22 protein-coding genes, 1 tRNA gene and 1 other RNA gene are annotated in these 24,959 nt (G+C 71.3%); 16 read left to right on the forward strand and 8 right to left on the reverse strand.

All coding sequences use genetic code 11. The features are described from left to right. The first annotated feature begins 72 nt into the window (after positions 1-72). From ACH4T9_RS03370 to ACH4T9_RS03400, 7 genes are all read left to right on the forward strand, one after another. Complete coding sequence (locus ACH4T9_RS03370) at positions 73-588, forward strand: PadR family transcriptional regulator (RefSeq protein ID WP_350886730.1); 516 nt, start codon at positions 73-75, stop codon at positions 586-588. Between the two features lie 166 nt (positions 589-754). Continuing rightward, positions 755-1,876, forward strand: a complete 1,122-nt coding sequence (gene prfB / locus ACH4T9_RS03375) for a peptide chain release factor 2 (protein WP_396669570.1) — start codon at positions 755-757, stop codon at positions 1,874-1,876. A gap of 118 nt (positions 1,877-1,994) precedes the next feature. Beyond that, a complete protein-coding gene (gene ftsE / locus ACH4T9_RS03380) occupies positions 1,995-2,675 on the forward strand; it encodes a cell division ATP-binding protein FtsE (RefSeq protein ID WP_117665857.1) in 681 nt (226 codons plus the stop codon). 67 nt (positions 2,676-2,742) lie between these two features. Next, positions 2,743-3,618, forward strand: coding sequence for a permease-like cell division protein FtsX (gene ftsX / locus ACH4T9_RS03385; RefSeq protein ID WP_396669571.1), 876 nt, complete (start codon positions 2,743-2,745; stop codon positions 3,616-3,618). A gap of 134 nt (positions 3,619-3,752) precedes the next feature. Next, on the forward strand, positions 3,753-4,232 hold the full coding sequence (gene smpB, locus ACH4T9_RS03390) for an SsrA-binding protein SmpB (RefSeq protein ID WP_396669572.1): 480 nt from the start codon (positions 3,753-3,755) through the stop codon (positions 4,230-4,232). A 106-nt stretch (positions 4,233-4,338) separates the two neighbouring features. Next, positions 4,339-4,715: a transfer-messenger RNA gene (ssrA, locus tag ACH4T9_RS03395) on the forward strand. A gap of 125 nt (positions 4,716-4,840) precedes the next feature. After that, positions 4,841-5,926, forward strand: a complete 1,086-nt coding sequence (locus ACH4T9_RS03400; protein ID WP_396669573.1) for a hypothetical protein — start codon at positions 4,841-4,843, stop codon at positions 5,924-5,926. 88 nt (positions 5,927-6,014) lie between these two features. Here ACH4T9_RS03400 and mdlC read toward each other — a convergent pair whose 3' ends face one another. Both mdlC and ACH4T9_RS03410 read right to left on the reverse strand, forming a co-directional pair. Continuing rightward, positions 6,015-7,610 carry a benzoylformate decarboxylase gene (gene mdlC, locus ACH4T9_RS03405; protein WP_396669574.1) on the reverse strand — a complete coding sequence of 532 codons (1,596 nt, stop codon included), beginning with the start codon at positions 7,608-7,610 and terminating at the stop codon, positions 6,015-6,017. A 148-nt stretch (positions 7,611-7,758) separates the two neighbouring features. Further along, positions 7,759-8,562, reverse strand: coding sequence for an S-methyl-5'-thioadenosine phosphorylase (locus ACH4T9_RS03410; RefSeq protein WP_396669896.1), 804 nt, complete (start codon positions 8,560-8,562; stop codon positions 7,759-7,761). 242 nt (positions 8,563-8,804) lie between these two features. Here ACH4T9_RS03410 and ACH4T9_RS03415 point away from each other — a divergent pair, with 242 nt between their 5' ends. Together ACH4T9_RS03415 and ACH4T9_RS03420 are read left to right on the forward strand one after the other, a co-directional pair. Next, a complete protein-coding gene (locus tag ACH4T9_RS03415) occupies positions 8,805-9,395 on the forward strand; it encodes a YqgE/AlgH family protein (RefSeq protein WP_396669575.1) in 591 nt (196 codons plus the stop codon). Positions 9,396-9,481: 86 nt separating this feature from the next. Next, a tRNA-Ala gene (locus tag ACH4T9_RS03420) sits at positions 9,482-9,554 on the forward strand. Positions 9,555-9,753: 199 nt separating this feature from the next. Here the strand turns inward: ACH4T9_RS03420 and ACH4T9_RS03425 are convergent. Next, the gene (locus ACH4T9_RS03425) at positions 9,754-11,196 is read right to left on the reverse strand and encodes a hypothetical protein (protein WP_396669576.1); all 1,443 of its coding nucleotides are present in this window, start codon (positions 11,194-11,196) and stop codon (positions 9,754-9,756) included. Continuing rightward, entirely contained in the window at positions 11,193-11,723 is a 531-nt protein-coding gene (locus ACH4T9_RS03430; protein WP_396669577.1) for a SigE family RNA polymerase sigma factor, read from the reverse strand. The genes ACH4T9_RS03425 and ACH4T9_RS03430 overlap by 4 nt, the downstream gene beginning before the upstream one ends. A gap of 344 nt (positions 11,724-12,067) precedes the next feature. Here ACH4T9_RS03430 and ACH4T9_RS03435 point away from each other — a divergent pair, with 344 nt between their 5' ends. From ACH4T9_RS03435 to ACH4T9_RS03445, 3 genes are all read left to right on the forward strand, one after another. Then, positions 12,068-13,195, forward strand: coding sequence for an acyl-CoA dehydrogenase family protein (locus tag ACH4T9_RS03435; RefSeq protein ID WP_396669897.1), 1,128 nt, complete (start codon positions 12,068-12,070; stop codon positions 13,193-13,195). Between the two features lie 262 nt (positions 13,196-13,457). Next, positions 13,458-14,276 carry a helix-turn-helix transcriptional regulator gene (locus ACH4T9_RS03440; protein ID WP_396669578.1) on the forward strand — a complete coding sequence of 273 codons (819 nt, stop codon included), beginning with the start codon at positions 13,458-13,460 and terminating at the stop codon, positions 14,274-14,276. Then, positions 14,276-14,476 carry a DUF397 domain-containing protein gene (locus tag ACH4T9_RS03445; protein ID WP_396669898.1) on the forward strand — a complete coding sequence of 67 codons (201 nt, stop codon included), beginning with the start codon at positions 14,276-14,278 and terminating at the stop codon, positions 14,474-14,476. Before ACH4T9_RS03440 ends, ACH4T9_RS03445 begins: the two co-directional genes overlap by 1 nt. Positions 14,477-14,702: 226 nt before the next feature. On the opposite strand, the gene ACH4T9_RS03450 is transcribed toward ACH4T9_RS03445, so the two are convergent. Continuing rightward, on the reverse strand, positions 14,703-15,029 hold the full coding sequence (locus ACH4T9_RS03450; protein WP_396669579.1) for a hypothetical protein: 327 nt from the start codon (positions 15,027-15,029) through the stop codon (positions 14,703-14,705). 140 nt (positions 15,030-15,169) lie between these two features. Here ACH4T9_RS03450 and ACH4T9_RS03455 point away from each other — a divergent pair, with 140 nt between their 5' ends. Both ACH4T9_RS03455 and ACH4T9_RS03460 read left to right on the forward strand, forming a co-directional pair. Then, positions 15,170-15,550 (forward strand): hypothetical protein, encoded by a 381-nt coding sequence (locus ACH4T9_RS03455; protein ID WP_396669580.1) that lies wholly within the window; start codon positions 15,170-15,172, stop codon positions 15,548-15,550. Continuing rightward, complete coding sequence (locus ACH4T9_RS03460) at positions 15,550-19,149, forward strand: AAA domain-containing protein (protein ID WP_396669581.1); 3,600 nt, start codon at positions 15,550-15,552, stop codon at positions 19,147-19,149. The genes ACH4T9_RS03455 and ACH4T9_RS03460 overlap by 1 nt, the downstream gene beginning before the upstream one ends. A 297-nt stretch (positions 19,150-19,446) precedes the next feature. Here ACH4T9_RS03460 and ACH4T9_RS03465 read toward each other — a convergent pair whose 3' ends face one another. Next, positions 19,447-19,896: a GNAT family N-acetyltransferase gene (locus tag ACH4T9_RS03465; protein WP_396669582.1), complete on the reverse strand. Its 450-nt coding sequence runs from the start codon at positions 19,894-19,896 to the stop codon at positions 19,447-19,449. Positions 19,897-20,165: 269 nt separating this feature from the next. Here ACH4T9_RS03465 and ACH4T9_RS03470 point away from each other — a divergent pair, with 269 nt between their 5' ends. Beyond that, the gene (locus tag ACH4T9_RS03470) at positions 20,166-20,735 is read left to right on the forward strand and encodes a DUF3592 domain-containing protein (protein ID WP_396669583.1); all 570 of its coding nucleotides are present in this window, start codon (positions 20,166-20,168) and stop codon (positions 20,733-20,735) included. A gap of 153 nt (positions 20,736-20,888) precedes the next feature. Here the strand turns inward: ACH4T9_RS03470 and mgrA are convergent, their stop codons facing one another. Both mgrA and ACH4T9_RS03480 read right to left on the reverse strand, forming a co-directional pair. Next, complete coding sequence (gene mgrA / locus ACH4T9_RS03475) at positions 20,889-21,878, reverse strand: L-glyceraldehyde 3-phosphate reductase (protein ID WP_396669584.1); 990 nt, start codon at positions 21,876-21,878, stop codon at positions 20,889-20,891. Between the two features lie 94 nt (positions 21,879-21,972). Next, a complete protein-coding gene (locus ACH4T9_RS03480; RefSeq protein ID WP_396669585.1) occupies positions 21,973-23,820 on the reverse strand; it encodes a glycosyl hydrolase in 1,848 nt (615 codons plus the stop codon). Between the two features lie 148 nt (positions 23,821-23,968). Between ACH4T9_RS03480 and ACH4T9_RS03485 the strand changes: the two genes are divergently transcribed. Next, positions 23,969-24,937: an aldo/keto reductase gene (locus tag ACH4T9_RS03485; protein ID WP_396669586.1), complete on the forward strand. Its 969-nt coding sequence runs from the start codon at positions 23,969-23,971 to the stop codon at positions 24,935-24,937. Positions 24,938-24,959 lie beyond the last annotated feature (22 nt).

A 24,959-nucleotide genomic window follows, 5' to 3' on the forward strand; every position in this document is an offset into this window, starting at 1 on the left:
AAGGAAACCCTCCAGGGTGGCGAAAATGGCAAATCCTGGACGCCGGGTCGGCAAAGTGGCAGCGTAAGGGGCATGGCGGATTCCGGAGTGAACCCTACGGCGGCGGCCCTTCTCGGGCTGCTCCACGAGGGTCCCATGACAGGCGGTCAGCTGATGGCCGCCGCCGAGCGCAAGCTCGCCCCGTACTGGTCGATGACCCGCAGCCAGGTCTACCGCGAGCTGCCGGTGCTGGCCGAGCGCGGTCTGGTGCGGTTGGGCAAGCCCGGCCCCCGATCCAGCCAGCCGTACGCGATCACCGCGGCCGGCAAGCGGACCTTCTCCCGCTGGCTGGCCGAGGACCCGGGGCGGGACACCATCCGCAACCCGATCGCCCTGCGGGTCGCCTTCGGCGGCCTGCACTCGCAAGCCCAGCTGCGCAGCCTCCAAGCCTCCGCCAACGAATACCACAGCGAGGCCCTGGCCCGGGTGCGGGAGCAGGTGAAGAACGCCAAAAAGGAGGGCGACGCGTACGACGCCAGCGCGCTGGAGTTCGCCGTCGCCTACCACAAGGCCGCCCTGTCCTGGCTGAAGTCCGCCCCCGTCGGCTGACCCGATCGACGGCCCGCCACCCCGCCACCGGGCCGTCCCCGGGACTGCGTTCGCCCGTGACCAGCGCGGCCGACAGGCCCGTGCCGGTCGGCCGCGCGGACACTTTTCGCCCGCCACCGTGGGGCTCGCAAGCTGACCTGCCGTATTCGCAGTAGTCTTGTCTGTCGTGACCGCTGCCGATTACGCCGAACAGCTCAAGGAACTCGACGCCACCCTGCGCAACATCGAGGCTGTGCTCAACCTCGACCGACTGCACGAGGACAAGGCCCGGCTCGAGGAGCAGGCCTCCGCGCCGGACCTGTGGGACGACCAGGCCAAGGCGCAGCAGGTGACCTCCCAGCTGTCGTACGTCAACGGCGAGATCAGCAAGCTGGGCAGCCTGCGCTCCCGGCTCGACGACGCCCGGGTGCTGCTGGAGCTCGCCGAGGCCGAGGACGACCCCGGGGTGCTCGCCGAGGTGGAGACCGAGATCGGCGGGCTCACCAAGGCCATCCAGGAGATGGAGGTTCGCACCCTGCTGTCCGGCGAGTACGACTCGCGGGAGGCGCTGGTGGCGATCCGGGCCGGGGCCGGCGGCGTGGACGCGGCCGACTTCGCCGAGATGTTGCTGCGGATGTACCTGCGCTGGGCCGAGCGGCACGGCTACCCCACCGAGGTCTACGAGACCTCGTACGCGGAGGAGGCGGGCCTGAAGTCCGCCACCTTCGCGGTCAAGGTCCCGTACGCCTACGGCACGCTGAGCGTGGAGTCCGGCACCCACCGCCTCGTGCGGATCAGCCCGTTCGACAACCAGGGCCGCCGGCAGACCAGCTTCGCCGGCGTCGAGGTGCTGCCGGTGACCGAGCAGACCGACCACATCGACATTCCCGAGAACGAGATGCGGGTCGACGTCTACCGGTCCTCGGGCCCGGGCGGGCAGAGCGTCAACACCACCGACTCGGCGGTGCGGCTCACCCACATCCCCACCGGCATCGTGGTGACCTGCCAGAACGAGAAGTCCCAGCTCCAGAACAAGGCGTCTGCGATGCGGGTGCTCCAGGCCCGGCTGCTGGAGCGCAAGCGCCAGGAGGAGCAGGCCAAGCTGGAGGGGCTCAAGGAGAACGCCGCCGGCTCGTGGGGCGACCAGATGCGTTCGTACGTCCTGCACCCGTACCAGATGGTGAAGGATCTCCGAACCGAGCAGGAGACCGGCAATCCGAGCTCGGTCTTCGACGGCGAGCTGGACAGCTTCATCGAAGCCGGTATCCGTTGGCGCAAGCAGCGACAGCTTGCCGGCGACGCAGCGTGATCGATCGCGGGCGGAGCGCGTCGTTGATCTCCCGTTAACAGGGTCTTTCGATGACGCGCCTCGCATCGGCGGGCGTGGGGGCTTGGCTCATCGGTTACACCGCGTAGACTCACCACCCGTGATTCAGCTTGAGCAAGTGACGAAGACGTACCCGAAGGCGTCCCGGCCTTCGCTCGACAACGTGTCCGTCTCGATCGAGAAGGGCGAGTTCGTCTTCTTCATCGGTCCATCAGGCTCCGGCAAGTCCACCATCATCAAGCTGCTGCTGCACGAGGTGACCCCCAACAAGGGGCGGGTCGTCGTCAACAGCAAGGACGTCACCTCGATGCGCTCCTGGAAGCGACCGCACTTCCGGCGTTCGATCGGCTGTGTCTTCCAGGACTTCCGGCTGCTGCCGAACCGCACCGCGTACGAGAATGTGGCGTTCGCTCTCGAGGTGATCGGCAAGACCAAGGCGGTCGCCCGCCGGGTCGTTCCCGAGGTGCTGGAGCTGGTCGGGCTCGGTGGCAAGGAGCACCGCTACCCGCACGAGCTCTCCGGTGGTGAGCAGCAGCGGGTCGCCGTCGCCCGGGCGTTCGTGAACCGTCCGCTGATCCTGCTCGCGGACGAGCCGACCGGAAACCTGGACCCGGACACGTCGATCGAGATCATGCGCCTCCTGGACCGGATCAACCGCACCGGCACGACCGTCGTGATGGTCACCCACGACTCCAACATCGTGAACCAGATGCGGCGTCGGGTCATCGAGATCGAGAGCGGTCGCATCGTGCGCGACCAGGCCCGTGGCGTCTACGGGTGAGCCGGCGCTCCACCCCTGTGCAGCCTGACGACGATCACCTCACGCCGGAGACCCGGAGGAATTCCCGATGCGCGTGAAATACGTCCTGTCCGAGGTACTGGTCGGACTGTGGCGCAACGTGACCATGACCATCGCGATGATCATCACGATGGCCGTGTCGTTGACCATGCTCGGTGCCAGCGGTCTGATGTACCGCCAGGTGAACGACATGAAGGACCTCTACTACAAGAACATCGAGGTCTCGATCTTCCTGAAGAAGGAGGCCAACGAGCAGCAGCGCGCCGACATCGACACCAAGCTGAAGAGCGATCCCCTGATCAAGGAGGTCGACTTCGTTGACAAGGCCGAGGCGTACAAGCGCTTCCAGGAGATGTTCCAGGACGCGCCCGACCTGCTGAGCGCGGTCAAGGCGGACAGCCTGCCCGAGTCGTTCCGGCTCAAGCTGGTCAACCCCGAGCAGTATCGGGAGATCTACAACCAGTACAAGGACACCGAGGGCGTCGACGAGATCGTCGACCAGAGCCAACTCCTGGACAAGATCTTCAAGATCCTCACCTCGGTCCAGAACATCGCGCTGGCGGCTGCGGCGGTGATGGCAATCGCCGCGTTGCTGCTGGTCGCGAACACGATCCAGGTCGCGGCGTACAGCAAGCGGCGCGAGGTCGCGGTCATGAAGCTGGTCGGCGCGTCCAACTGGTTCATCCAGGCGCCGTTCGTGCTGGAGGCCGTGGTCGCGGGCCTGATCGGCTCGCTGCTCGCCCTGGTCGCCCTGATAGCGGCGAAGTATCTGCTGTTCGACGGGGCGCTCAGCGACCTTCAGGGGCTGCTCTCCCCGGTCGGCTGGGGCGACATCCTCGTCGTTTTCCCGATCATGGCCGGCGTGGGCGGTCTGGTCAGCGCCGCCACCGCCTGGGTGACCCTCCGGTTCTACCTGCGGGTCTAGTCACCCTCAGGTCCGTCCGACGCGGCAGGACCCTCCGGCGCGGAATAATCCGTGCGGGAGGGTCCTTGTCGTTCGGGTAGCATGATCTCCGCTTCCGGCCCGGCCGGGAGCCGCAACGAGGGGAGGTGGCGCCGATGCCACGGGAGAAGGGGCGCAAGGTCGTCGCCTCCAACAAGAAGGCGCGCCACGACTACGCCATCCTCGATACGTACGAGGCGGGCATGGCGCTGACCGGCACCGAGGTCAAGTCGCTTCGGGCTGGGCGGGCGTCGCTGGTCGACGCCTTCGCCCAGGAGCGCGACGGCGAGCTCTACCTGCACTCCATGCACATTCCGGAGTACACCCAGGGCACCTGGACCAACCACGAGCCCCGGCGTACCCGCAAGCTGCTGCTCAAGCGGCTGGAGATCGACCGGCTGATCGGCAAGACCCGCGAGGGCGGCCTGACCATGGTCCCGTTGCAGGTCTACTTCTCCGACGGCTGGGCCAAGGTGGAGATCGCCCTGGCCAAGGGCAAGAAGTCGTACGACAAGCGGCAGGACCTCGCCAAGCGGGACGCGGACCGGGAGATCGCCCGGGCCGCCGGCCGGCGCGGCAAGGGGATGGACGACTGATTCATCCCGTTAGTCCGTTTTGGCGCGCCGGGGCGGGGCCTCGGGATGAAACCGGTTGCGGAAGGCGTTAGGCTGTGTGGAGCCGCCGACAGGGGCGGCCCGTCGAGGGGGTGACTGGTTTCGACTTCGTACGCAGCGACAGGGGAAGCGAGCCGAGGAAGCCGACGTCGTCTCGAGAATCGGTCGTCGGAAACTTATAAGCGCCAAGAACAATCGCGCTGACTTCGCTCTCGCCGCCTGAGGCGAGTAGCTGAGTCTGTCGGCCTGGGAACGCCTTCGTCCCAGTCAGCCGGCATCAGTTAGAGGGCTGGCCAACCGGACCCGGTCGCGGGGTCCGTGCGGCGAGATTAATCAGCGACTGGGCCCGTCACACCAACTCGCTCGCGTGAGCGGTGGGGCCGAGTAGAGGCATAGCGAGCTGCGCTCGGAGAAGCCCTGACAAACCGGCGAAGGACCCGGGTTCGATTCCCGGCACCTCCACCACCTGACTGTGCGCCCCGGTCCACCGGACCGGGGCGCACAGTCGTGTCCGGTCCCGGCGGGCCCGGTGGGAAGGCCGGTGACCCGAAGCCGGGGAACCGGAAACGGCGCGGGCGCGTCGAAGGGACATGCGTCGTCCAGTTCTCGCCCTGGTGGGCTTGCCCCTGCTCCTCATCGCGGCCGGTTGCGACCCGGCCGGGTCGGAGCTGGCAGCCGACGACCGGTGGGAGTCGTTCCACCAGCGGGCCGTCGAGGTGGCCGAGGCGTGGCAGCCCGGAAACGCCTGGACCGCCGGGTACGTGCCGCTCCAGGAGCCGACCGTGCTGCTCGGGGACCCCGACTTCACCCCAGAGACCGAGCAGGCGTTCCGCAACGGCTGGTACCGGGAGCAGGTCGCGATGCCCACCGCCAAGCCGGCCGACGCCGCGATCCGCTTCCCCGACGGGGCGCTGACCGTGCCGCTGATCAGCGCCGGCACGGCGTACCGACAGCTCGACCAGGGCGATCCGCCGCCGTGCGAGGGACGGCCGCAGCGGCCGACGCCCGAGAAGCGGCCGAGCTTCCCGCCGAAGCCCGGTGCCACGGACGGGCCGATCGTCGAGCCCGGCCCGGACGGGCCGATCATCAAGCCAAGGCCGGACGGGCCGATCATCGAGCCGGGCCCGGACGGGCCGATCATCAAGCCCGGTGCCACGGGTGGGCCGACCATCGAGCCAGGGCCGGACGGGCCGGTGAGCAGCGTGCCGTCGGCCGCCTGCGTGCCGCTGACCGTCACCGCCGTGCGGCTCGGCACCGCGCCGGTGCGCACCAGCCGGGGCGAGGCGCAGGTCCCGGCCTGGGTGTTCAACGTCGAGGAGCTGGAGGCCCCGGTGGCCCGGCTCGCGGTCGCGCCCGGCTCGGTCACCGCCGTGCCCCGGGGCGTCGCGCCCACCGGCCCGGTGCCCGACGGCATGGTCGGCGCCCAGGACCTCCAGGCCGTCGACGGGGCCCGGTTGACCTGGCGGATCGGCGTGGGTGCCTGCGATGTGGTGTTCACCCCGCTGGTGTGGGAGCGAGACGACGTGGTGGTGGTCGGCGGGGGCGTCACCCCGGCCACCGGCATCTGCACCGATCAGCTCGTGCTCCAGCCGGTCACCGCCCCCCTGAAGGCACCGCTCGGCGACCGGACGGTGCTCGACGTGTCCACCGGCGCGCCGCTGGTCCTGCGCCGCTGAGTCACCCGCCTCCGGCTGTGGCCCGATCCCCGGCTGCGGTCCCGCGCCGGGGTGGGCAGGCCCAGCCTGGCGGTAGGTGGGCCGGGGCTCAGAGCAGCCGCGGGACGTCGGTGCTGATCGGCACCGGCAGCACGGTGGGCCGGTCTGCGGCCAGCGCAGCGCGCAGCGCGTCGCCCAACCCGTCGGGTTCCTCGACGACCGTGGCGGCGCAGCCGTACCCCCGGGCCACCGCGGTGATGTCCAGGCCGGGCAGGTCCAGGCCCGGAACCCCGGGGGTGTGCTTCAGCTCGGCGAACGACTTGAGGATCGCGTACTGCTGGTTGACCGGGACCACGACGGCGAGCGGCAGGCGCAGCCGCGCGGCCGTCCACAGGGCCTGCACCGAGTAGTGGAACGAGCCGTCCCCGATCACCGCCACCACCGGGCGGCCCCGCCCGGTGTCCCGCTCGGCCAGCGCGATCCCCACCGCCGCCGGCAGCCCGAAGCCGAGCCCGCCGCTGGCCATCGTGAAGTACGACGCGGGCCGGGTGGCCGGCAGCCGGCGGCGCAGAGCGGCCAGGTTGGACGGTGACTCCTGCACCAGCACCCCATTGGGCGGCCAGTGCCGGGCCAGGATGGCGAAGAGGCCGTCCGGGCTCAGCGGCGGGCCCAGGTCGGGCGGCTCGGGGGCGGGCCGGGGCGGCGGGGGCGGGCGCTCGGCCGCCGGGAGCAGGTCGACCAGGGCGGCGAGCGCCAGACCCGGGTCGCCGAGCAGGCTGTCCCCGACCGGCGCGCGGGCCGTCTCCTCCGGGTCGTCGGTCACGTGCAGCAGGCGGGAGCCGGCGGGCAGGTAGTCCCCGGGCACGTGCGGGTAGTACCGGAACACCGGCGCGCCGACCACCAGCACCGTGTCGTGCCCGCGCAGCGCGTCGGCCAGCGGCCCGATCGCGTACGGCAGCACGCCCCGGTAGTACGGGTGGTCCTCGGGGAACGCGGCCCGTTCCGGGGCCGGCGCGGACCAGACCGGGGCGGCCAGCCGCTCGGCCAACGCAACCGCCGCCGGCCACGCTCCGGCTCTGTCGACCGCCCCGCCGAGGACGAGTGCCGGAGAGCGGCTGGCGGCCACCGTGGCGGCGAACTCGCGCAGGCGGGTCGGGTCCGGGGCGTACCGGGTGGCCACCGTGCGTACCTCGGGCGCCCCGGACGCCGGCTGCTGCCAGTCGTCCAGCGGCAGGGAGAGGAAGACCGGCCCGGCCGGCGGCTGCACCGCCGTGGCGTACGCCCGCATGAACGCCGCCGGGATGTCCTGCGCGCGGGGCGGCTCGTAGCTCCACTTGACGTACGGCTGGGTCAGCTCGACCGCCCGGCGACTGGTCAGCCGGGGCTCGATCAGCAGCATCTCCCGGGTCTGCTGGCCGGCGGTGACGATCAGCGGGGTCTTGTTGTGCCAGGCGGTGACCAGGTTGCCCATGCCGTTGCCGGTGCCCGGGGCGGTGTGCAGGTTGACGTGCGCGGGGCCGCCGGTCGCCTGGGCGTACCCGTCGGCCATCCCCACCGCGGACGCCTCGTGCAGGGCGTGCACGTAGTGGAAGTCGGCGGGGAACTCCTGCAGGAACGGCTCCTCGGTGGAGCCGGGGTTGCCGAAGACGGTGGTCAGGCCCAGCGCCCGGAGCAGGTCGTACGTCGTCTCGCGGACCGTTGCCATCGGTGGGCCTCCGTGTCGCGGCGCGGGCTGCCTCCTCGCCGGAGACGAGCGGCGATCGGGCCCCTGACCTGCCGAATCTATCCGGAAAAAGCTCACCTATCGGCTAATTCGCCCAGCCCGCACTGATCGCCGCCACGCGGGCCCGGGGTCAGGGGAGCGGGAAGGGCAGCTTGATCCCGTCCAGCGCCCGTCCGCACGGGCAGTCCCGCCCGGCCGGCAGGGCGGCGACCGCGTCCAGCAGCACCCCGCGCAGCCGGTCGGTGTTCTCGCCGAAGACCCGGAAGACCTCCTCCTGGGTCACCGACTCGCCGCTCTCCACCCCCGCGTCCAGGTCGGTGACCAGGGCGATCGGGGTGTAGCAGAGGGCCAACTCCCGGGCCAGCACCGCCTCCGGGTGGCCGGTCATGTTGACCACCGCCCCGCCGATCGCGGTGAACCAGCGGGACTCCGCCCGGGTGGAGAAGCGCGGCCCCTCCACGACCACCATCGTCCCGCCGTCGACCGCCGACACGCCCCGCCCGGCCGCCGCGTCGAGCAGCGTCCGGCGGCCCACCGGGCAGTACGGGTCGGCGAAGGTCACGTGCACCGCGCCCCGGTCGTAGTACGTCTGGACCCGGCCGCTGGTGCGGTCGATGAGCTGGTCCGGCACCACGAAGGTGCCCGGCCCCAACTCGGGACGCAGCCCGCCGACCGCGCACGGGGCGAGCACCTGGCGCACCCCGAGCGACCGCAGCGCCCACAGGTTCGCCCGGTACGGGATCAGGTGTGGCGGGTGCCGGTGGTCGCGCCCGTGGCGGGGCAGGAACGCCACCCGCCGGCCGCCCACCTCGGCGATCGTCACCGGGTCCGACGGCTCCCCGTACGGCGTCTCCACCTGGTGCTCGGTGGCACCCTCCAGGAGGGCGTAGAGCCCCGAACCGCCGATCACCGCGATGTCCGCCGTCGGCCCCATCGCCACCCCCTCCGGTCCCACTCGATCATCCACCGGTCAGACCTTAACCAGTGCCCCGACCGCAAGCTATGGTGCCAGGCATGGCGTTGACAGCAGGGATGAGCGCGGAGTCCCGTGCCGAGCGGGTGTGGCCCTCCACATCCCCGCTCGGCCCCGGCGTCGATGCCGTCCGGTCCGGCCGTGGTGCCGACGTCCGGGGCGACGGCCCCTGTCCCTCGGCGCGTGGCTGACGGATGTCTGACATGCAGGGAGAAGACCAGGCGATCGGCGGGCGTGCGATGGAGTCGATGACCGGACGGCTGCTGGTCGCGACCCCGACGCTCAAGGACCCGAACTTCGACCGGACGGTGGTGCTGCTCGTCGCGCACGAGCCGGGCGGGGCGCTGGGCGTGGTGCTCAACCGGGCCACCGAGGTCCCGGTCGTCGACGTCCTCGGCGACTGGAGCTACCTGGCCCGGGACCCGGCGGTGCTGTTCGAGGGCGGGCCGGTGCAGCCGGACTCGGCGATCTGTCTGGCCCGGTTGCGCGGGCCGGCCAAGCGGTTGCGCGGCTTCCACCAGGTCGCCGGCGCCGTCGGCACGATCGACCTCTCCGCCGACCCGGAGCGGATGCGGGAGAGCGTCGGCGGCATCCGGGTCTTCGCCGGCTACTCCGGTTGGGGTGCGGGCCAGCTCGAACAGGAGATCGAGGACGGGTCCTGGTTCGTCTTCGACGCGCTGCCCGGGGACGCCTTCGTCGACCGCCCGGACGACCTGTGGCCGATGGTTTTGCGCCGGCAGGGCGGCATGTTGGCGGCGGTCGCCCACTTCCCGCCGGACGTCGCGCTGAACTGACCCGCGGGTGGGGGCCCGCGAGATGACCATGGCGGCCGGCGTGTGTATAGTTCTCTCCGTGCCCGGGCAACCGGGGGCGAAGTCAAGGGGCCGTGGCGCAGCTGGTAGCGCACCACACTGGCAGTGTGGGGGTCAGGGGTTCGAGTCCCCTCGGCTCCACCTTGAGACAAACGATCAAAGGCTTGCTCACCGCTCGCGGTGAGCAAGCCTTTGATCGTTTGACCCTCACTTGACCCCGGGTGGTGGCCGCATGACCCGGCCGCAGGGCCGCTCAGTAACGGCCATCACCCTCTAGGCGGTGTGGGGATGGTGGGCCGGCCGAGCCGTCCGAAGGCGGCTCGGCCACGCTTCCGGTTCTTCAGGGGTTCACCCGGGTGGCCGGGCTGTCGCCCGGCAGGCCCGACATGTCGGCCTCGACCGGGGGTAACGGCGTGGTGCCGAGGACGCCGCCGTCCGCGGAGTACGCGGTGAGGGTGGCCGGCTGGTCCGGCGGTATCCGGGTGGTGCCGGCGTTCGACGCGTCGAGGGTGACCGTGGCCGGGGGTGCGCCGCCAACCGTGACCGTGACGCGGGCCGCGTTCGGCGGGGCGATCACCCGCACCTGGCCCGTCGGCGTGCGGGTGCCGTTGTCGGTCCGGATTCGCCAGCCGATCGGTCGCTGGTCGGCGCCCTCGGCCGGCAGCAGCAGCCGCAGGTCGGTCCACCAGCCGGTTCGGTCGTCGCCGTGCATGGCGTACGCGATCACCCCGCCGCCGGCAGGCTGCACGGTGAGCAGCGCGGCGGCCTGGCCGTGCTCGCTGCCCGACCAACGCACCCGCACCGTCGTCCCGACGGCCGGGAGGCGACTGTCGAGGAGCGCCGTTTCGACGAAGTTGCGCAGGTTGGCGTCGTCCAGCGGCGTACCTAGGGCACCCCGTCGGGCGGCGGTGAGCAGGACGTCCATCTCCGGCCCGGTCGGGTCGATCCCGGCGTATGGGCCACCGCCGAGGCCTTCCTGGAAGAGCACCTGGCCGCCACGGCTGACCCGGACGACGGGTTCGTTCCGAAGCGGCGCGGGGGGCAGGACGGCGAACCCGACCCCGCTGCCGTCCACCCTGGCGAGGTCCGGGTACTCCAGGGTTCCCGTCGGCGTGTACCGAGGGTCGCCACTGATCATCACGGTGGATTCGGCCGGCCCGATGACAACCGCGAATCCGCCCCCGTCGGGGTCGGCCTGCATCAGGGTCATCACCGGGCTGTCGACGCCCTCGCTGTGGCCGGCGTATCGCATCTGTTGCGCCCCGGCCCCGGCCGGACCCACGTACCAGACCAGCGCCTCCTTGGTCAGCAGGCCGAAGCGCAGCGGCACCGCGACCAGCGCGACCCGGTGGCCCGGCTGGTCACTGCCGTAGAGCAGACGAATCCGGTCGCGATCGCCGACCTTCCACATGCCGTCCGGGTTCCAGCCACCCAGCGGGGTGTCGATGCTCAGCCGCGGATCGGTGCTGATCCGCGTCCGCAGCCCGTCCAGCCAGGCCTGATCTGCGGCCAGTGCGCCCCGGGGCGGCGCGTCGAGCAGCGCTGTCGGGGCGGCGGCGACCGCGATGCCCGGCGCCCACCCGGGCAGGGGTACCACGTTGGTCTGGACCCCGACGAGGGCGGCTACGACCGTGGCGGCCACCGCCGTCCGGATCAGTCGCGTCCGCCGGTGCCGTCGCTCGCGCCGGGCGAACCCCGGCCACGGATCCCCAGGTACGTCGACGCCGTGCGCGGCCTGGCGCAGCGCGGGACTGAGCATCGAATCTGGGAAGTTTCCGGTCATGCCAGTTCCTCCTCGAGCCGTACCGGGGACTGCGGGGCGGGCGGGGCGAACTCGACCCGCAGCCGGGCCAACCCGCGCGATGCCTGGCTCTTCACCGAGCCGACGGAGCAGCCGAGAACCTTGGCGGTGTCCGCCTCGCCGAGGTCCTCGAAGTAGCGCAGCACCAGAACCGCCTGGGTCCTCGGCGGCAACCGCCGCAGCGCGGTGAGGAGCAGTTGCCGCTCCTCCACCTGCGCGTACGCGTCCGGCGTCGGCGCGCTGTCGGAGGTCAGCAGCGGCACCTCCAGGGGTCGCCGCCGACGCCGCCAGGAGATCGCCGTGTTGACCATCACCCGGCGTACGTACACCTCGGGCGCGTCCCTGCGCAGCACTCGCCCCCAGCGCCGATGGGTCTTCTCCAACGCCGACTGCGCCAGGTCCTCGGCTGCCCCCCGGTCGCCGGTCAGCAGGTAGGCCGTTCGGAGCAACGGCCCCCACTGTCGTTGTACGAACAGCCGGAACTGTTCGTCGTCCTCGTGCCGACTCACGCCACCTCCAGGTCGCGTCCGCCTCGCGTTCACGTGCGGATGCAGAGTGAGACGCGATCGGCGGCGTCCGGGGTTGAGCGGGAAACCGTACGTCGAGACGGATTCGGATCTGCCGGCTACCGGCGTCTGGCCCGGGCAGGCGACAGCCGACGGCGCGACGGGGCCACCCGATGTGCCCGGCGTCGGTCCTCCCGACCGGACGGCGATGACCCACGACACGCTGGACGCGATGGCCGTCGCCGTCGCGCGTAGCGTGATCGTGCAGCTGGCAGAAACCCCGGGAGGACCGAATCGTGACCCTGTCTACCCCCGCGCCCACGCTCGCGTACTTCGGCGTCGACGCGCTGATCGACGACGACACCCGGGCCCTCCAGGCCGCCGTACGTGGCTTCGTCGACCGGCGGATCCGCCCGGAGATCGCCACCTGGTACGAGGACGGCAGCCTGCCCGTCCGGGACCTGGCCCTCGAACTCGGGCAGCTCGGCGTGCTCGGCATGCACCTGGAGGGCTACGGCTGCGCCGGCACCTCCGCCGTCGCGTACGGGCTGGCCTGCTTCGAGCTGGAGGCGGGCGACTCGGGGCTGCGCTCCCTCGTCTCGGTGCAGGGATCGCTCGCCATGTACGCCATCTGGCGGTTCGGCTCCGAGGAGCAGAAGCAGCAGTGGCTGCCCCGGATGGCGGCCGGCGAGGCGATCGGCTGCTTCGGCCTGACGGAACCGGACTTCGGCTCCGACCCGGCCGGCATGCGGACCAGGGCCCGCCGCGACGGGGACGACTGGGTGCTCAACGGCACCAAGATGTGGATCACCAACGGCTCCGTCGCGGATGTCGCCGTGGTGTGGGCCCGCACCGACGAGGGCGTCCGAGGTTTCCTCGTCCCCGCCGGCACCCCCGGCTTCACCGCCGCGGAGATCACCCGCAAGCTCTCCCTACGCGCCTCGGTGACCTCGGAGCTCGTCCTCGACGACGTGCGGCTGCCCGCCGACGCGATGCTGCCGGAGGCCGCCGGCCTGTCCGGGCCGCTGTCGTGTCTCAACGAGGCCCGCTTCGGCATCGTCTTCGGGGCGCTCGGCGCGGCCCACGACTGCCTGGAGACGACGATCGCGTACGCCCGCAGCCGCCTGATCTTCGACAAGCCGCTCGCCGCGTACCAGGCCACCCAGCTCAAGTTCGCCGACATGGGGCTGGAACTGGGCAAGGGGATGCTGCTGGCGTTGCAGATCGGCGCGATGAAGGACGCTGGCACCCTCGACCACCGGCAGGTCAGCCTGGGCAAGCTCAACAGCGTGCGGGAGGCCATCGCCATCGCCCGCGAGTGCCGGTCCATCCTCGGCGCGGCCGGGATCACCCTCGACTACCCGGTCATCCGCCACTCGGCCAACCTCGAATCCGTGCTCACCTACGAGGGCACCTCCGAGGTACATCAGCTGATCATCGGACAGGTGCTGACCGGCCACGCCGCCTTCAAGTGAGCGGTGCCGGCCTGACCGGCCGGGAGGTCTGGGCGTAGGACTCGTTCGCTCATGGCGATGAACCTCGCGTGCAACGTGGCGCGCGGGCATTCGCTGGCGGCTCGTCGTGCGGCCGGCCAGTGTCCGAACGTTGCCGGACGCTCGCCGACATGACATCGGCAAAGAGCGAGTGGAGTTGAGATGGCATCGACCCCCCCCAAGGACGCGTCGTAAGCCGACGCCTCCGCCCGCGTCGCCGACCGTGCAGGCGTGGGAGCTCGGGATGCGGCTGCGTGAGCGCCGCGAGGAAGTGGGGATGACGGCGGTCGCGGCGGGCCGCGCCACCGGCATCACGCAGGCGTACATCTCCGGGGTGGAGGCCGGCCGGGTCAAGGTGCCCGCCGACCGGCTGGCCCAGCTTGTCAAGATCTACGAGCTCGACCCGTCCGACGCCACCGAGTTGGAGGAGCTGCGGGTCGGTGCCATGCAGCGGGCCTGGTGGCACCAGTACTCGCAGCTCTTCCCCGCCGACTTCCTCCGCTTCCTCGGCTACGAGGCGGGCGCTGAACACGTCCGTAGCTACCACAACGAACTGTTGCACGGGCTGTTGCAGACCGAGGAGTACGCTCGCGCGGTCATCCGGGGCGGCAACACCTACGTCCGGCTGACCGAGATGGACCGGCGGGTCGCCGTGCGAATGGCGCGGCAGCGGCGGCTGGACGGTGACCACCCGCTGCGCCTGACCACCGTGATCGCCGAGGGCGCGCTGCGGCAGCAGGTGGGCGGCCCGGAGGTGATGCGCGCCCAGCTCGACCACCTCGACCGGCTGCTGACCGAGCGCCCGGGCCAGATCGAGATCCGGGTGATGCCGTTCGCCGCCGGTGCGCACCCCGCGCTCGGCGGTCCGTTTCAGATCCTGTCGTTTCCGTCGCCCCGGCTGCCCGAGCTCGTCTGGCAGGAGGTGCTCACCTCCAGCGACATCATCGACCAGTCCAGCCGGGTCGCGGACTACACGATGACCTTCGCCGAGGCGCGGGAACGGGCGTTAAGCTCGGCGGAATCGCTGGCGCTGATCCGGCGGATCGCCAAGGAGATGACGTGATGGCCCCTCGCCGCACCCCCGATCGTGACTGGTTCAAGTCCTCCCGCAGCTCCGACAACGCGGCCTGCGTCGAGGTGCGGTTCGTCGGCGGCGCGGTGGGCGTCCGCGACACCAAGGACCGCACCGGCCCGGCGCTCGCCTTCGACGGCCGTTCCTGGGTCGGCTTCCTGGCCGGGCTCAAGGCCGAGTCGGCCAGTTAGCGACCCGCTCTCACTCCTGAGCCCAGACTGCCACCCCTGCAGGGCGGGCGGCCAGTGCTGGCACTACAGGCCAAACGGTCGGGTCACCGAGGCAAGGCACCGCCTCGACAACCCGAATCGCGTTCACCTGAGTGCCTGCAAATTCACGGAAAGCGTGGCCATTCCGCGTCGAATGGCCACGCTTTCCGTGAATTTGCGCGGGCGAGACCGGGGCGTGGTGGGGGACTCAGGCCTGTTGTTTGGGGTTGCGCGGCGGGGGCAACCGAAGATCGCGTACGCGGCCAGGCCCGCCGCGACCAGCGTGCTCGTCGTACCGCTCAGGCGGTGCAGCATCCAGCCGGACGCCTGCCGCAGGGGCTCGGTGCTGGGCGCGCGCCGTCGCGTACACCGGCGGTGCCGGTGGCGTCACTGCCAGCCGCCCACCACTGAGGTTCAGCCGGGTCAGGTCCGCGCCGTGCCGATCCCGCATCGCCGCGAGGAAATCGACGATCCGCCGGGTCTCCTGCTCGTCCACGTCGAAGCGGTTCTCCTGGTGGCCCTCGTCGATCTGCACCTGACCCACTTCGAGTACCGAGGCCTACCCGAAAGTCGCCGATATCACCTCAGTGGATGGTCGATCGGAAAGCCGACAGACATAACCGCACGCATCGCCGCCTCCGTAGCCTCGTCAGCACCGCACGCCGAGGAGGTTGGGTGTCTCACGTCCGCATCCGGATCGACTTCACGCCGCTCACCGACGACGACGAGTTCGTCCTCAACGAGCTGACCGGGGAGCTGGCGGACGACCTCCGCGAGGCCGGCGAGGTGGAGCGCGTCGAGCGGCCCACCACCGACCCGGCTGCCAAGGGCGTCGGCGAGCTGGCGTTCGGCGTGGTGACCGTGCTGGCGGGCGTCGACCCCGGCTACGTGCAGGCCCTGGTCGACGTGGTCCTGGCCTTCCTGCAACGTCACACCGGCCGCCGGGTGCACCTGCGGGTCGGTGACATCGAGCTGACCATCGACCGGCCCACCCACGGCCAGACCGACGAACTGATCGAGACGGTGCGGGCCGCGATCGAACGGTCCCGCCGCTGATGGGTCGGCACGCCCTGCTGCTCGGCACAGCCGCCTGCCACGTCGACCGTGAGCTTGCGCCCCTTCCCTCGGTACGACAGGACGTGGCACAACTCAAGGCCCTGCTGGACGGGGCCGGCGAGTTCGACACCGTACGCGCCGAACTGGACCTGCCGGCCGCGCACCTGCGTCAGGTCGTCGAGGAGTTCTACGGCGCGCGGCGTAACGGCGACCTGGCGCTGCTCTACTACTCCGGCCACGGCGTGCTGCACGGCGACGGGCAGTCGCTGTTCCTGGCCGCGACCGACACGGTCTGCGGGCAGTTGCACGCGACCGCCTTCGACGCCGACGGCACCCTGCGTCATCTGCTCAACCACACCAAGGCCAGCCAGAAGGTGGTCCTCCTCGACTGCTGCTTCTCCGGCGCGTTCACGGCCCGGCACCGTTTCCGGGGCGGAGTGCGCGAAGAGCCACGGCGTGCCAAACGTGAGCGTGGCACCTTCATGCTGACCTCCAGCACCCACCTCAAGGCGTCGAAGGCGCAGGGACCGGACCAGCCGTCGATCTTCACCGAGGTGCTCCTCACCGGCCTGCGGGGCGCGGCCGAGGGGACGGCGGACGACGGCTGGATCACCACCAACGACCTCTCCCGGTACGCCCTGACCGAGATGGCCCGGCGTCGTCAGCACAACCCGGTCGAGTCGAGTGAGGGAGTCACCGAGCCGATCCGGCTGGCGACCGTGCCCGGTTCCGCAGCCGCCGCGGGGCAGGTCGCAGCCGCCCCGGCCATTCCGGCGGACGAGGCGCCGTTCGACGCCGACCAGTGGCGTCGCCTGGTGACCTACTACGTCAACTGCATGCAGCGGTCGACCGTGCTGCAGTCCCTCATCGATCCCCAGGCAACCGGCACGTACGTCGCTGCTCCGCCCGGGTCCGAGGCCGTCCTCACCTCGGACGCGCCCGTCCGGCTGGGTGGTACGGCCGCCAGACTCGCCGCACGGGCCCGGGCCGACGGCAGGGAGGTGCAGTACGGCTACCCGGTCGTCGCCATCCGGCCCGGCCGGGGCCGACCTCCACGGCTCGCCCCGCTCCTGGTCTGCGATGTCACCGTCGGCGCGGACGATGTCCTGCACGCCTCCTTTCCGCCCCGTCCCAGCTCCGCCCTCGTCGACCTGTTCCAGCTCTCCGAGGTGGAAGCCGACGAGCTGCGGCAACGCGTCGAGCAGGTCTTCGTACCGGGTGACCCCGCTGCCCTGGTCGCCACCGCCGATGTGCTCATGAAGACGTTCGGGCTGGACCCGGTGGTCGAGCTCGACCCGGCGATGCTCGCCGGCACCATCCGCCCGGGACCGGTGAGCCGGGTCCAGAACGCGGCCATCCTCTACACCGTCGACGCCACCGAGTCGCCGCAGCGGCAGCTCGTCGACGACCTTCGAGGCATGGTCAAGAATCCGAAGCTCATCGAGCGGACCGCCCTGGGCGCGCTGGCGCTCCGCCCCGACGAGGTGCCTCCGACGCCGGTCGTGACGGTGGCGATGAGCGCCACGAACGAGGCGCAGGAAGAGATCATCCAGGCGGCGATGTCACAGCCGTTGACCGTCGCCCAGGGGCCGCCGGGCACCGGCAAGAGTCAACTGGTCACCGCCCTGTTGGCCACCGCCACCGCCGCCGGCCAGAGCGTGCTCATCGGTTCCACCAGCAATCAGGCCGTCGACTCGGTGCTCGGCCGGGTCACCGACCTGATCGGCCCGGGCCTGCTGGTGCGTACCGGCAACAAGGAACACCGGCTGCAGGAACCGAAACACCTCGCCGACATCCTCGCCGCCTATCCGCCGGCGGAGCACCGCACCGAGCCGGACGACCGGACCCCGCTGCACGAGCTGCGACTGCTGGCCGAGAAGGCCGCCGAACTCCGGGGGACACTGGACGAGCTACGTCTGCTCGAACGCGACCTCGCCGAGCTGGCCGTCGAGCGTGACTCCGGCCCGAGCGCCGGGGTGGCCACGCTGCCGGACGACGACAGGGCTCTGGCGCAGCTCGTCCACCTGACCGATCGGGCGCTCGCCAGCAGGTGGCTCGGGTGGTGGTACCGGTGGCGGCTGCGGGCGTACCGGGCCGTCGACCGGGACGCCGTCGAGGCGCTCGCCGAGCGGGCCGTGATCGAGCTGCGTTGGCGCGAACGCCGGCAGCGTCTCGCCGAGCTGCCCGACGCCGAGGCTTCCTGGCGCAAACTCGTCAGCCTGGTCGGCACCGACAGGCCCGCCAGCAGCATCGAGCTACTGCGGGCGCAGATCGCCCGCCGGGTGGCTGCGGGAGCGCGCCTGTTGCAGGACCGGGCCGACGAGATGGCCAAGCCGCAGTCGGACAGCTGGGCCTACTTCCCCGAGCTGCTGCGGGTGCTGCCGGGCTGGGCGGTGACCGCGCTGTCCGCCCGGCGGCTGCGCAGAAGCCCCGCGTTGTACGACCTTGTGGTGATCGACGAGGCGGCGCAGTGCGCCATTCCCGCGATCCTGCCCATGCTCTACCGCGCCAAGCGGGCGCTGATCATCGGTGATCCGCGTCAGCTCGCGCCCGTCGTGGACCTGCCCGAGGCCGACGACGTCGCCGAGCGGGCCGGGGCCGACCTGAGTAGCGGATGGCTGACCAGCCGCCGGTTGACCTACACGGGCCACTCCGCGTACGACGCGTTCGCCGCAGCGGCGGGTGCGACACACCTCCTCGACGAGCACTACCGGTGCCACCCGGACATCGTCGAGGTGCCGAACCGGGAGATCTACCAGGGGCGGCTCACTGTGCTGACCGACCCGGCCCGGCTGGCCGCTCCGGCCGAGCCGGCGGTGCGCTGGCGCGACGTCCCCGGAAGGTTCAGCCCCGGGGCGACCGGCTCCGGGCGTAACCAGGTGGAGATCGATCAGGTGGTCACCGAGGTGGCGCGCCTGCGGGTGGCGTACCCCGATGCCTCGATCGGGGTGGTCACGCCGCTCGCCGCGCACCAGCGTCGCCTGGCTGCGGCCCTGCGCGACGCCGGCCTCACCGACAATTTGCTCTGCGCGACCATCCACAAGTTCCAGGGCAGCGAACGGGACATCATGGTCGTCTCGCCCGTCGGGGCGCACGGCATCCCGGATCGCACCCGAGGCTGGCTCGTGCACCAGACCAACCTGTGGAATGTCGCCATCACCCGGGCCCGGTCCCAGCTGGTCGTGGTCGGCGACCGTTCGTGGTGGTCGGGGCAACGTGGACTGCTCACCGCGCTGGCCCTCGGCCGCGAGGCCGCCGACAGGGTGCCGGATGCCTCAGCGGTGGCCACCGACCGGCTGCATCGTGCCCTTGGGGAAGCCGGCCTCGCCGTGCGGCGCGACGTCCCCGTGACCGGGCGGACCATCGACATCATTGCGCGCCACGCGGAGGTCGAACTGGCCGTCGTCGTTGACGATCCGGCGGGGGATTCCGACGGCCGGGGACTGCGTAAGGTGCTCGCCCAGCTCGACATCACCGCCGGCCTCACCCCCGTCCGTCGGGTACCGGCCTGGCGTTGTCTGGCGGAGCCGGAGCAGGTAGCGGCCGAGCTGACCGATGAACTGCGCCGGTCAGCCGGAACAGATGCCCGGGAGAGGTGATGTCGAGAACGCCCCCTGCGTCCTGCGGGAAAGCGTCGACAGTAGAGCGGTTCTCTTCAGCATCCTCGCTGAGGTCGGCCGGCACTGGGCGAATTCGTATGAACCTGGAGATCATGGAATGGGTCCTCTTTTCCATGCCATTCTCCTGTGCGATGAGCGGGACGCCGGGTCCCTCGAGCAGGAAATCGCGGCCGCTTCGAGACCGTGCCGGCGGATGAGCTGACCGGTCCAGGTTCGGGCTACGCCAACAACTCTCCCGAGGCCGAGCGCGGTGCCGCCCTGGGCCGGCCGGGATTTTCACAGGTCCAGGACGCCGACGGTCTCGCCGCCACTCTGCTCGCCGGTCGGCCGGAAACCCAGCTTCAGGTAGAACTTCTCCGGCCCACCGGGGCCGGGTTTCCAGGTGACGTATGCCCGGGTGCCGCCGTGGGCACCGATCTCCGCGCACACGGCCTCGACGGCGAACCGACCGTAGCCGCTCCTCTGGGCGTCAGCCGCGATGTTCAGCCGCCACAGGCCAGAGCGCAGGTCGTCGTGACTGCGGCCCCACGGTATGTCGAGGAAGGCCATCAGAAAGCCGACCAGCCGGTCGCCGTCATAGATCAGCCTTGGCCAGGCGTGTTCGGGAAACACGTACGCCTCGGCCAACGACTTGACCACCGGCGCGACCAGATCCTCTTGATCGGGACGTACGGACAGCGCGAGAGCCGCCTTGTAGTTCTCCGGAGTGATCTTCTCCAGCCTCATTCGGCGGACCGTAGCGGGCGAATGCGAGCCCAGCGACCGGATTATGTGCGCCCGGTGCCGCCCGGCACCGATGGCGTGCGCGTTGCCCCGGGTCCGTCCTCCGGCCGGCCCGGGGTGTGCCCGGCGGGCGCCGGTCGGGGGGCGGATGCCCATCGTCGGTGCGCAGCGGGCCGGCTCATCCCGCCCAGCTGATGCCCCGTCGCCGGCACCGAGGGCGCGGTCGGTGCAGCACTACCGGTTCGTCCCGTCCGCCATCCGAAGGCAGATCAATGCCGCGATCGATACCATCACCGCTGGCATCGGGACGCTCTACAAAGCGCTCGTCCCACCGACAGACTGATCGACATGAGCTCACGTGCTTTGGAGGACCGGTGTCGGTCTCGGTACGGCTTCCCCGCGGAATAAGGGTCATCGTCGCGGCTCTCTTCGGAACCGTGCTGATCTGCGGTGCCGTCCTGCTCGATGACCGTTTGAACGCCACTGTCGAGCAGCGGGTCAGCGAGGGGACAGCGGTGACCGGCCGGGTCGTGCAGGCGGAACGGTTCCGGGTCAGCCGCTCGTACGCGGTGACGCGGATGACCGTGGCGTATGCCGTCGACGGTGTGGCGTACCAGGAGCGGTTCTCCAGCCAGCTCGACGTGGGTCGGCACCACGCCGGGGAGGAGCTCACGGTGTACGTCGACCGCGACGATCCGTCCAGGGCGGCCACGGCTGAGGGGTACGCGACGGAGGACCTGCTGCTCCAGTTGCCCGACCTGCTCGGGGTCGCCGGGGGCCTGGCGATCGTGGCGGCGCTCGTCTGGATCAAGACGGGTGGCCGCCCCTCCGGCACCAGCTGACCGGCTGCCGCCCCGCTCCGCGACGCGGAGCGGAGCGGCAGTCCTACCGGGGCTGGCCCGCGACCGCGCGTCAGTGACACTGCCTGCCCACGTGATCCCACGGTCGTGACGACTACCAGCTCACCGCTGCTCCAGGTCCCGCCATGCTTCCAGTCAGGCGAGATGGCCGTCGATCTCGGTCAGCTCCTCGGCGGTGAAGTCCAGGTTGTCCAGTGCGGCGACGTTCGCCTCCAACTGCGCCACGCTGCTCGCCCCGATGATCAGGCTGGTCATCCGGGGGTCGCGCAGCGCCCAAGCGAGCGCGAGCTGGGCCAGCGACTGCCCGCGCCGCTCGGCGATCGCACCGACCGCCCGGATGGTGGCCATCCTCTCCTCGTCGAGGTCGCTCTCGTTGAGGAAGACGCTGGTGCGCACCCGGGAATCCGCGGGGATGCCGCCCAGGTAGCGGTCGGTGAGCAGGCCCTGGGCGAGCGGGCTGTACGCGATGCAGCCCGCCCCGACCCGCTCCAGGGTGTCCAGCAGCCCGTCGTCCTCCGTCCAGCGGTTGAGCATCGAGTACGACGGCTGGTTGATCAGCAGCGGCGTGCCGAGGTCGCGCAGGATCGCGGCGGCCCGCTCGGTCTGCGCCGAGTCGTAGTTGGAGACGCCGACGTAGAGCGCCTTGCCGGAGCGGACGAGCGCGTCGAGCGCGCCCATCGTCTCCTCCAGCGGGGTATCCGGGTCGAACCGGTGCGAGTAGAAGACGTCGACGTAGTCCAGGCCCATCCGGCGCAGGGACTGATCCAGCGAGGAGATCAGGTTCTTGCGGGAGCCCCATTCGCCGTACGGGCCGGGCCACATCAGGTATCCGGCCTTGCTGGAGACGACCAGCTCGTCCCGGTACGGCCTGAGGTCGGTGGCGAGCAGCCGGCCGAAGGTCTCCTCCGCTGCCCCGGGCGGCGGGCCGTAGTTGTTGGCCAGGTCGAAGTGGGTGATGCCGAGGTCGAAGGCGCGGCGGACGATGTCCCGCTGCCGCTCGAACGGCCGGTCGGGCCCGAAGTTGTGCCACAGCCCGAGCGAGACGGCGGGCAGCCGCAGCCCGCTGCGCCCGGCGCGCCGGTAGGTCATGGTCTGGTAGCGCTCGTCGGCGGCAAGGTGCGTCACGCCACCGACCCTATCGCCGCCCCCGGTGGCCGGGAGGTTCGCGCCCGCGCGGTGGCTGGTGCCGGCGCGAACCTCCCGGGCTGTCGGGACCAGGTCAGGCCGGGGCGCAGGTGGGCGTGGGAGTCGGGGCGGACCCGCCACCGATCAGCCCGAGGGTGGCGGTGCCTCCGGGGGCCAGCCGGCCGTTCCAGCCGACGTTGCGGGCGGTGACGGTGTTCCCGCTGGTCGACACGGTGGCGTTCCAGGAGTTGGCCACGCTCTGACCGGCACCGAACGTCCAGCGGACCGTCCAGCCGGTGATCGGCGCGGTGCCCGAGTTGCGCACCGTAACCTCCGCCTGGAAGCCGCCGGGCCACTGGTTGACCAGCTTCCAGCTCGCCGTGCAGCTCGCCGACGCGGTCGGCGTCGGGGTCGGGCTGGTCGGGGTCGGCGTCGGCGTGGTGGGCGTCGGGGTCGGTGAGCCGGTGGGGCTGACGGTCGGGCTCGGGCTGGGGCCCGCGTGCTTCCAGTCGCCCAGCTCGTCGAGGGTGAGCACGTGCGGGTCGTCGCGGTAGACCCGGCGCAGGAAGTCCAGCGAGTTCCACCGGCCGTCGGTGAGGAAGTCGCCGGACCAGGTGACGAACCAGCTCCAGTCGGCCCGGTAGACGCGGGTCAGCTCCGGGTCCGGGATGGGTCCCACCTCACCCAGCGCGACCAGCTTGCGGTCGCCGCCCAGGGACACCAGCCGGTCGTACGACCCGCTGAGCGGCCCGTGGTCGCCGACCGCCGGGTACGAGTCGACACTGACCACGTCCACCACGTCGTCGCCCGGGTACCAGTCTGCGGAGATCGAGTTCCACACCCAGATCAGGTTGGTGAGCTCGTGGTGGTCGGTGAGCCGGTCGTACATCAGCCGGTAGAGCTGCTTGGCCGGGCCGGGACCCTTGGCGCCCCACCAGAACCAGCCACCCTCGGCCTCGTGCAGCGGTCGCCAGAGCACCGGCACGCCCGCGTCGCGCAGCCGGGTGAGCTGCACGGCGATCGCGTCGATGTCGCGGATCAGCAGTCTGTAGTCGGCGGAGTTCGGGTCGGCCAGCGCCGCCGCCACGTCGAAGGTGGTGGCGTCGGTGTAGAAGCCGCGCCACCACTCCTTGCCGGGGGTGTCGATCAGACCGCTCGGCGCGTTCCAGTGCCAGGCGAAGGTGACGATGCCGCCCCGGGCGTCCCAGGCGAGCGCGTTCTCCACCTCGGTGGAGGTGGTGCCGCGTTCGACCCGACTGGGCGAGTAGTCCATCAGGTCGAGGCCTGCGATGGCCGGCGCCCTGCCGACGTTCTCCTCCAGCCAGCGCACCCCGCCCATGTCCTGTTGGCCGGAGAGCACGTCGGTGCCGTAGTGCGCGGTCAGGTAGCGCATCAGCGCCCGTGCCGGGGCGTCGGCGTCGGGGTTGACCAGCGCGCCGGTGACCTGGTGCGGGGGCGGGGCGCTGACCGGGGCGAGCCGGATCGCGTCGATCTCGTACCAGCCCCAGTTGTTGCGTACCGTGATGGTGTTTGCGCCGGCGCGCAGCAGCACCTTGCCGGCCGCGACGGTGGCCCATTCGGTGCTGGCCGGCAGCACGACGTCGCCGTTGCCTGCGCCGTTGAGCAGCAGCGAGGCGGTCTTCTGGCCGTACGGCGCGCGGTAGGCCACGGTCAGCTCGAACAGGCCGCCGGGGGAGTTGGGCACGGGAATGGCGACCTGGTCGTCGGCGGCGTCGAAGCCGGCGACGTAACCGGTTCCGGAGTAGCCGGCGGCGGCAGTCGCGACGGTCACCCCGGTGAGGGTGCCGCTCTCCGCCTCGTACACGGTCGGGCTGGCCGCCGAGGCGGCCGGGGCGAGGCCCGGGATCAGGGGCGCGAGCAGCAGCAGGGCGGCGGCAAGCGCCAGCCGGGCGGGACGGGACCGGGGACGGGGACGGGTCATGACGGGCTCCCGGAGCGGTGGCGGTGGATGGAAGCGCTCCCACAATCGATCTATGACTATCAGTTTGTCAACCCGATGGAGAGGAAGAATCGCCCTCCTGCCTGGAATGTGCTGATAAGGTGCCCTACCTTTCGCGTAGTTTCGGGGGATGCGCTTCGTCCAGCTCGACACCCCCAAGCCCATCTCCAAGATCGGCCTTGGCACCTGGCAGTTCGGCTCGAAGGAGTGGGGCTACGGGCCCGACTACGAGCGCCGGGCGGCGGACATCGTCCGGCGGGCGCTCGACCTCGGGGTCACCCTGTTCGACACCGCCGAGGTGTACGGCTTCGGCCGCAGCGAGCGAATCCTCGGCGTGGCCCTCGGCGACGACCGGGGCAGGGTCGTGGTGGCCAGCAAGATCTTCCCGCTGCTGCCGGTCGCCCCGGTGGTGCAGCAGCGGGCGGTCGCCTCGGCGGCCCGGCTCGGCGTGCGCACCATCGACCTGTACCAGGTGCACCAGGCCAACCCGGTGGTCGCCGACACCACCACCATGCGGGGCATGCGGGCGCTGCAGGACGTCGGCCTGGTCGCCGAGGTCGGGGTGAGCAACTACAGCCTGCGCCGCTGGCGGTTCGCCGAGGCCGCGTTGGGCCGGCGGGTGCTCAGCAACCAGGTCCGCTACAGCATGGTCGACCGCGGGCCCGAGGACGACCTCCTGCCGTACGCGGAGCAGGCCGGCCGGATCGTCATCGCGTACAGCCCGCTCGCCCAGGGCTTCCTGTCCGGCCGGTACGACGCGCGGAACCCGCCGAGCGGGGCGGTGCGCCGGGCCAACCCGTACTTCCTGCCGGAGAACCTGGAGCGCGGCGCCGCGCTGATCGGCGCGCTGCGCGAGGTGGCCGACGCGCACGACGCCACACCCAGCCAGATCGCCCTGGCCCACCTGCTGCGCCACCCCAACGTGGTGGCCATCCCCGGTGCGTCGAGCGTGGAACAGGTGGAGCGCAACGCCGCCGCCGCCGAGATCGACCTGGCCGACGACGAGTACGCGACGCTGGCCGCCGCCGCCCGCGCCTTCCGCCCGGTCACCGGCCTCGCGGCGGTGCCGAAGCTGATTCGCGCCCGGGCGGGAAGGTGAGGCCCCAGGCCCGTGCGGACGA

Source organism: Micromonospora sp. NPDC020750 (assembly GCF_044334565.1).
In the GTDB taxonomy this organism is placed as follows: Bacteria; Actinomycetota; Actinomycetes; order Mycobacteriales; family Micromonosporaceae; genus Micromonospora.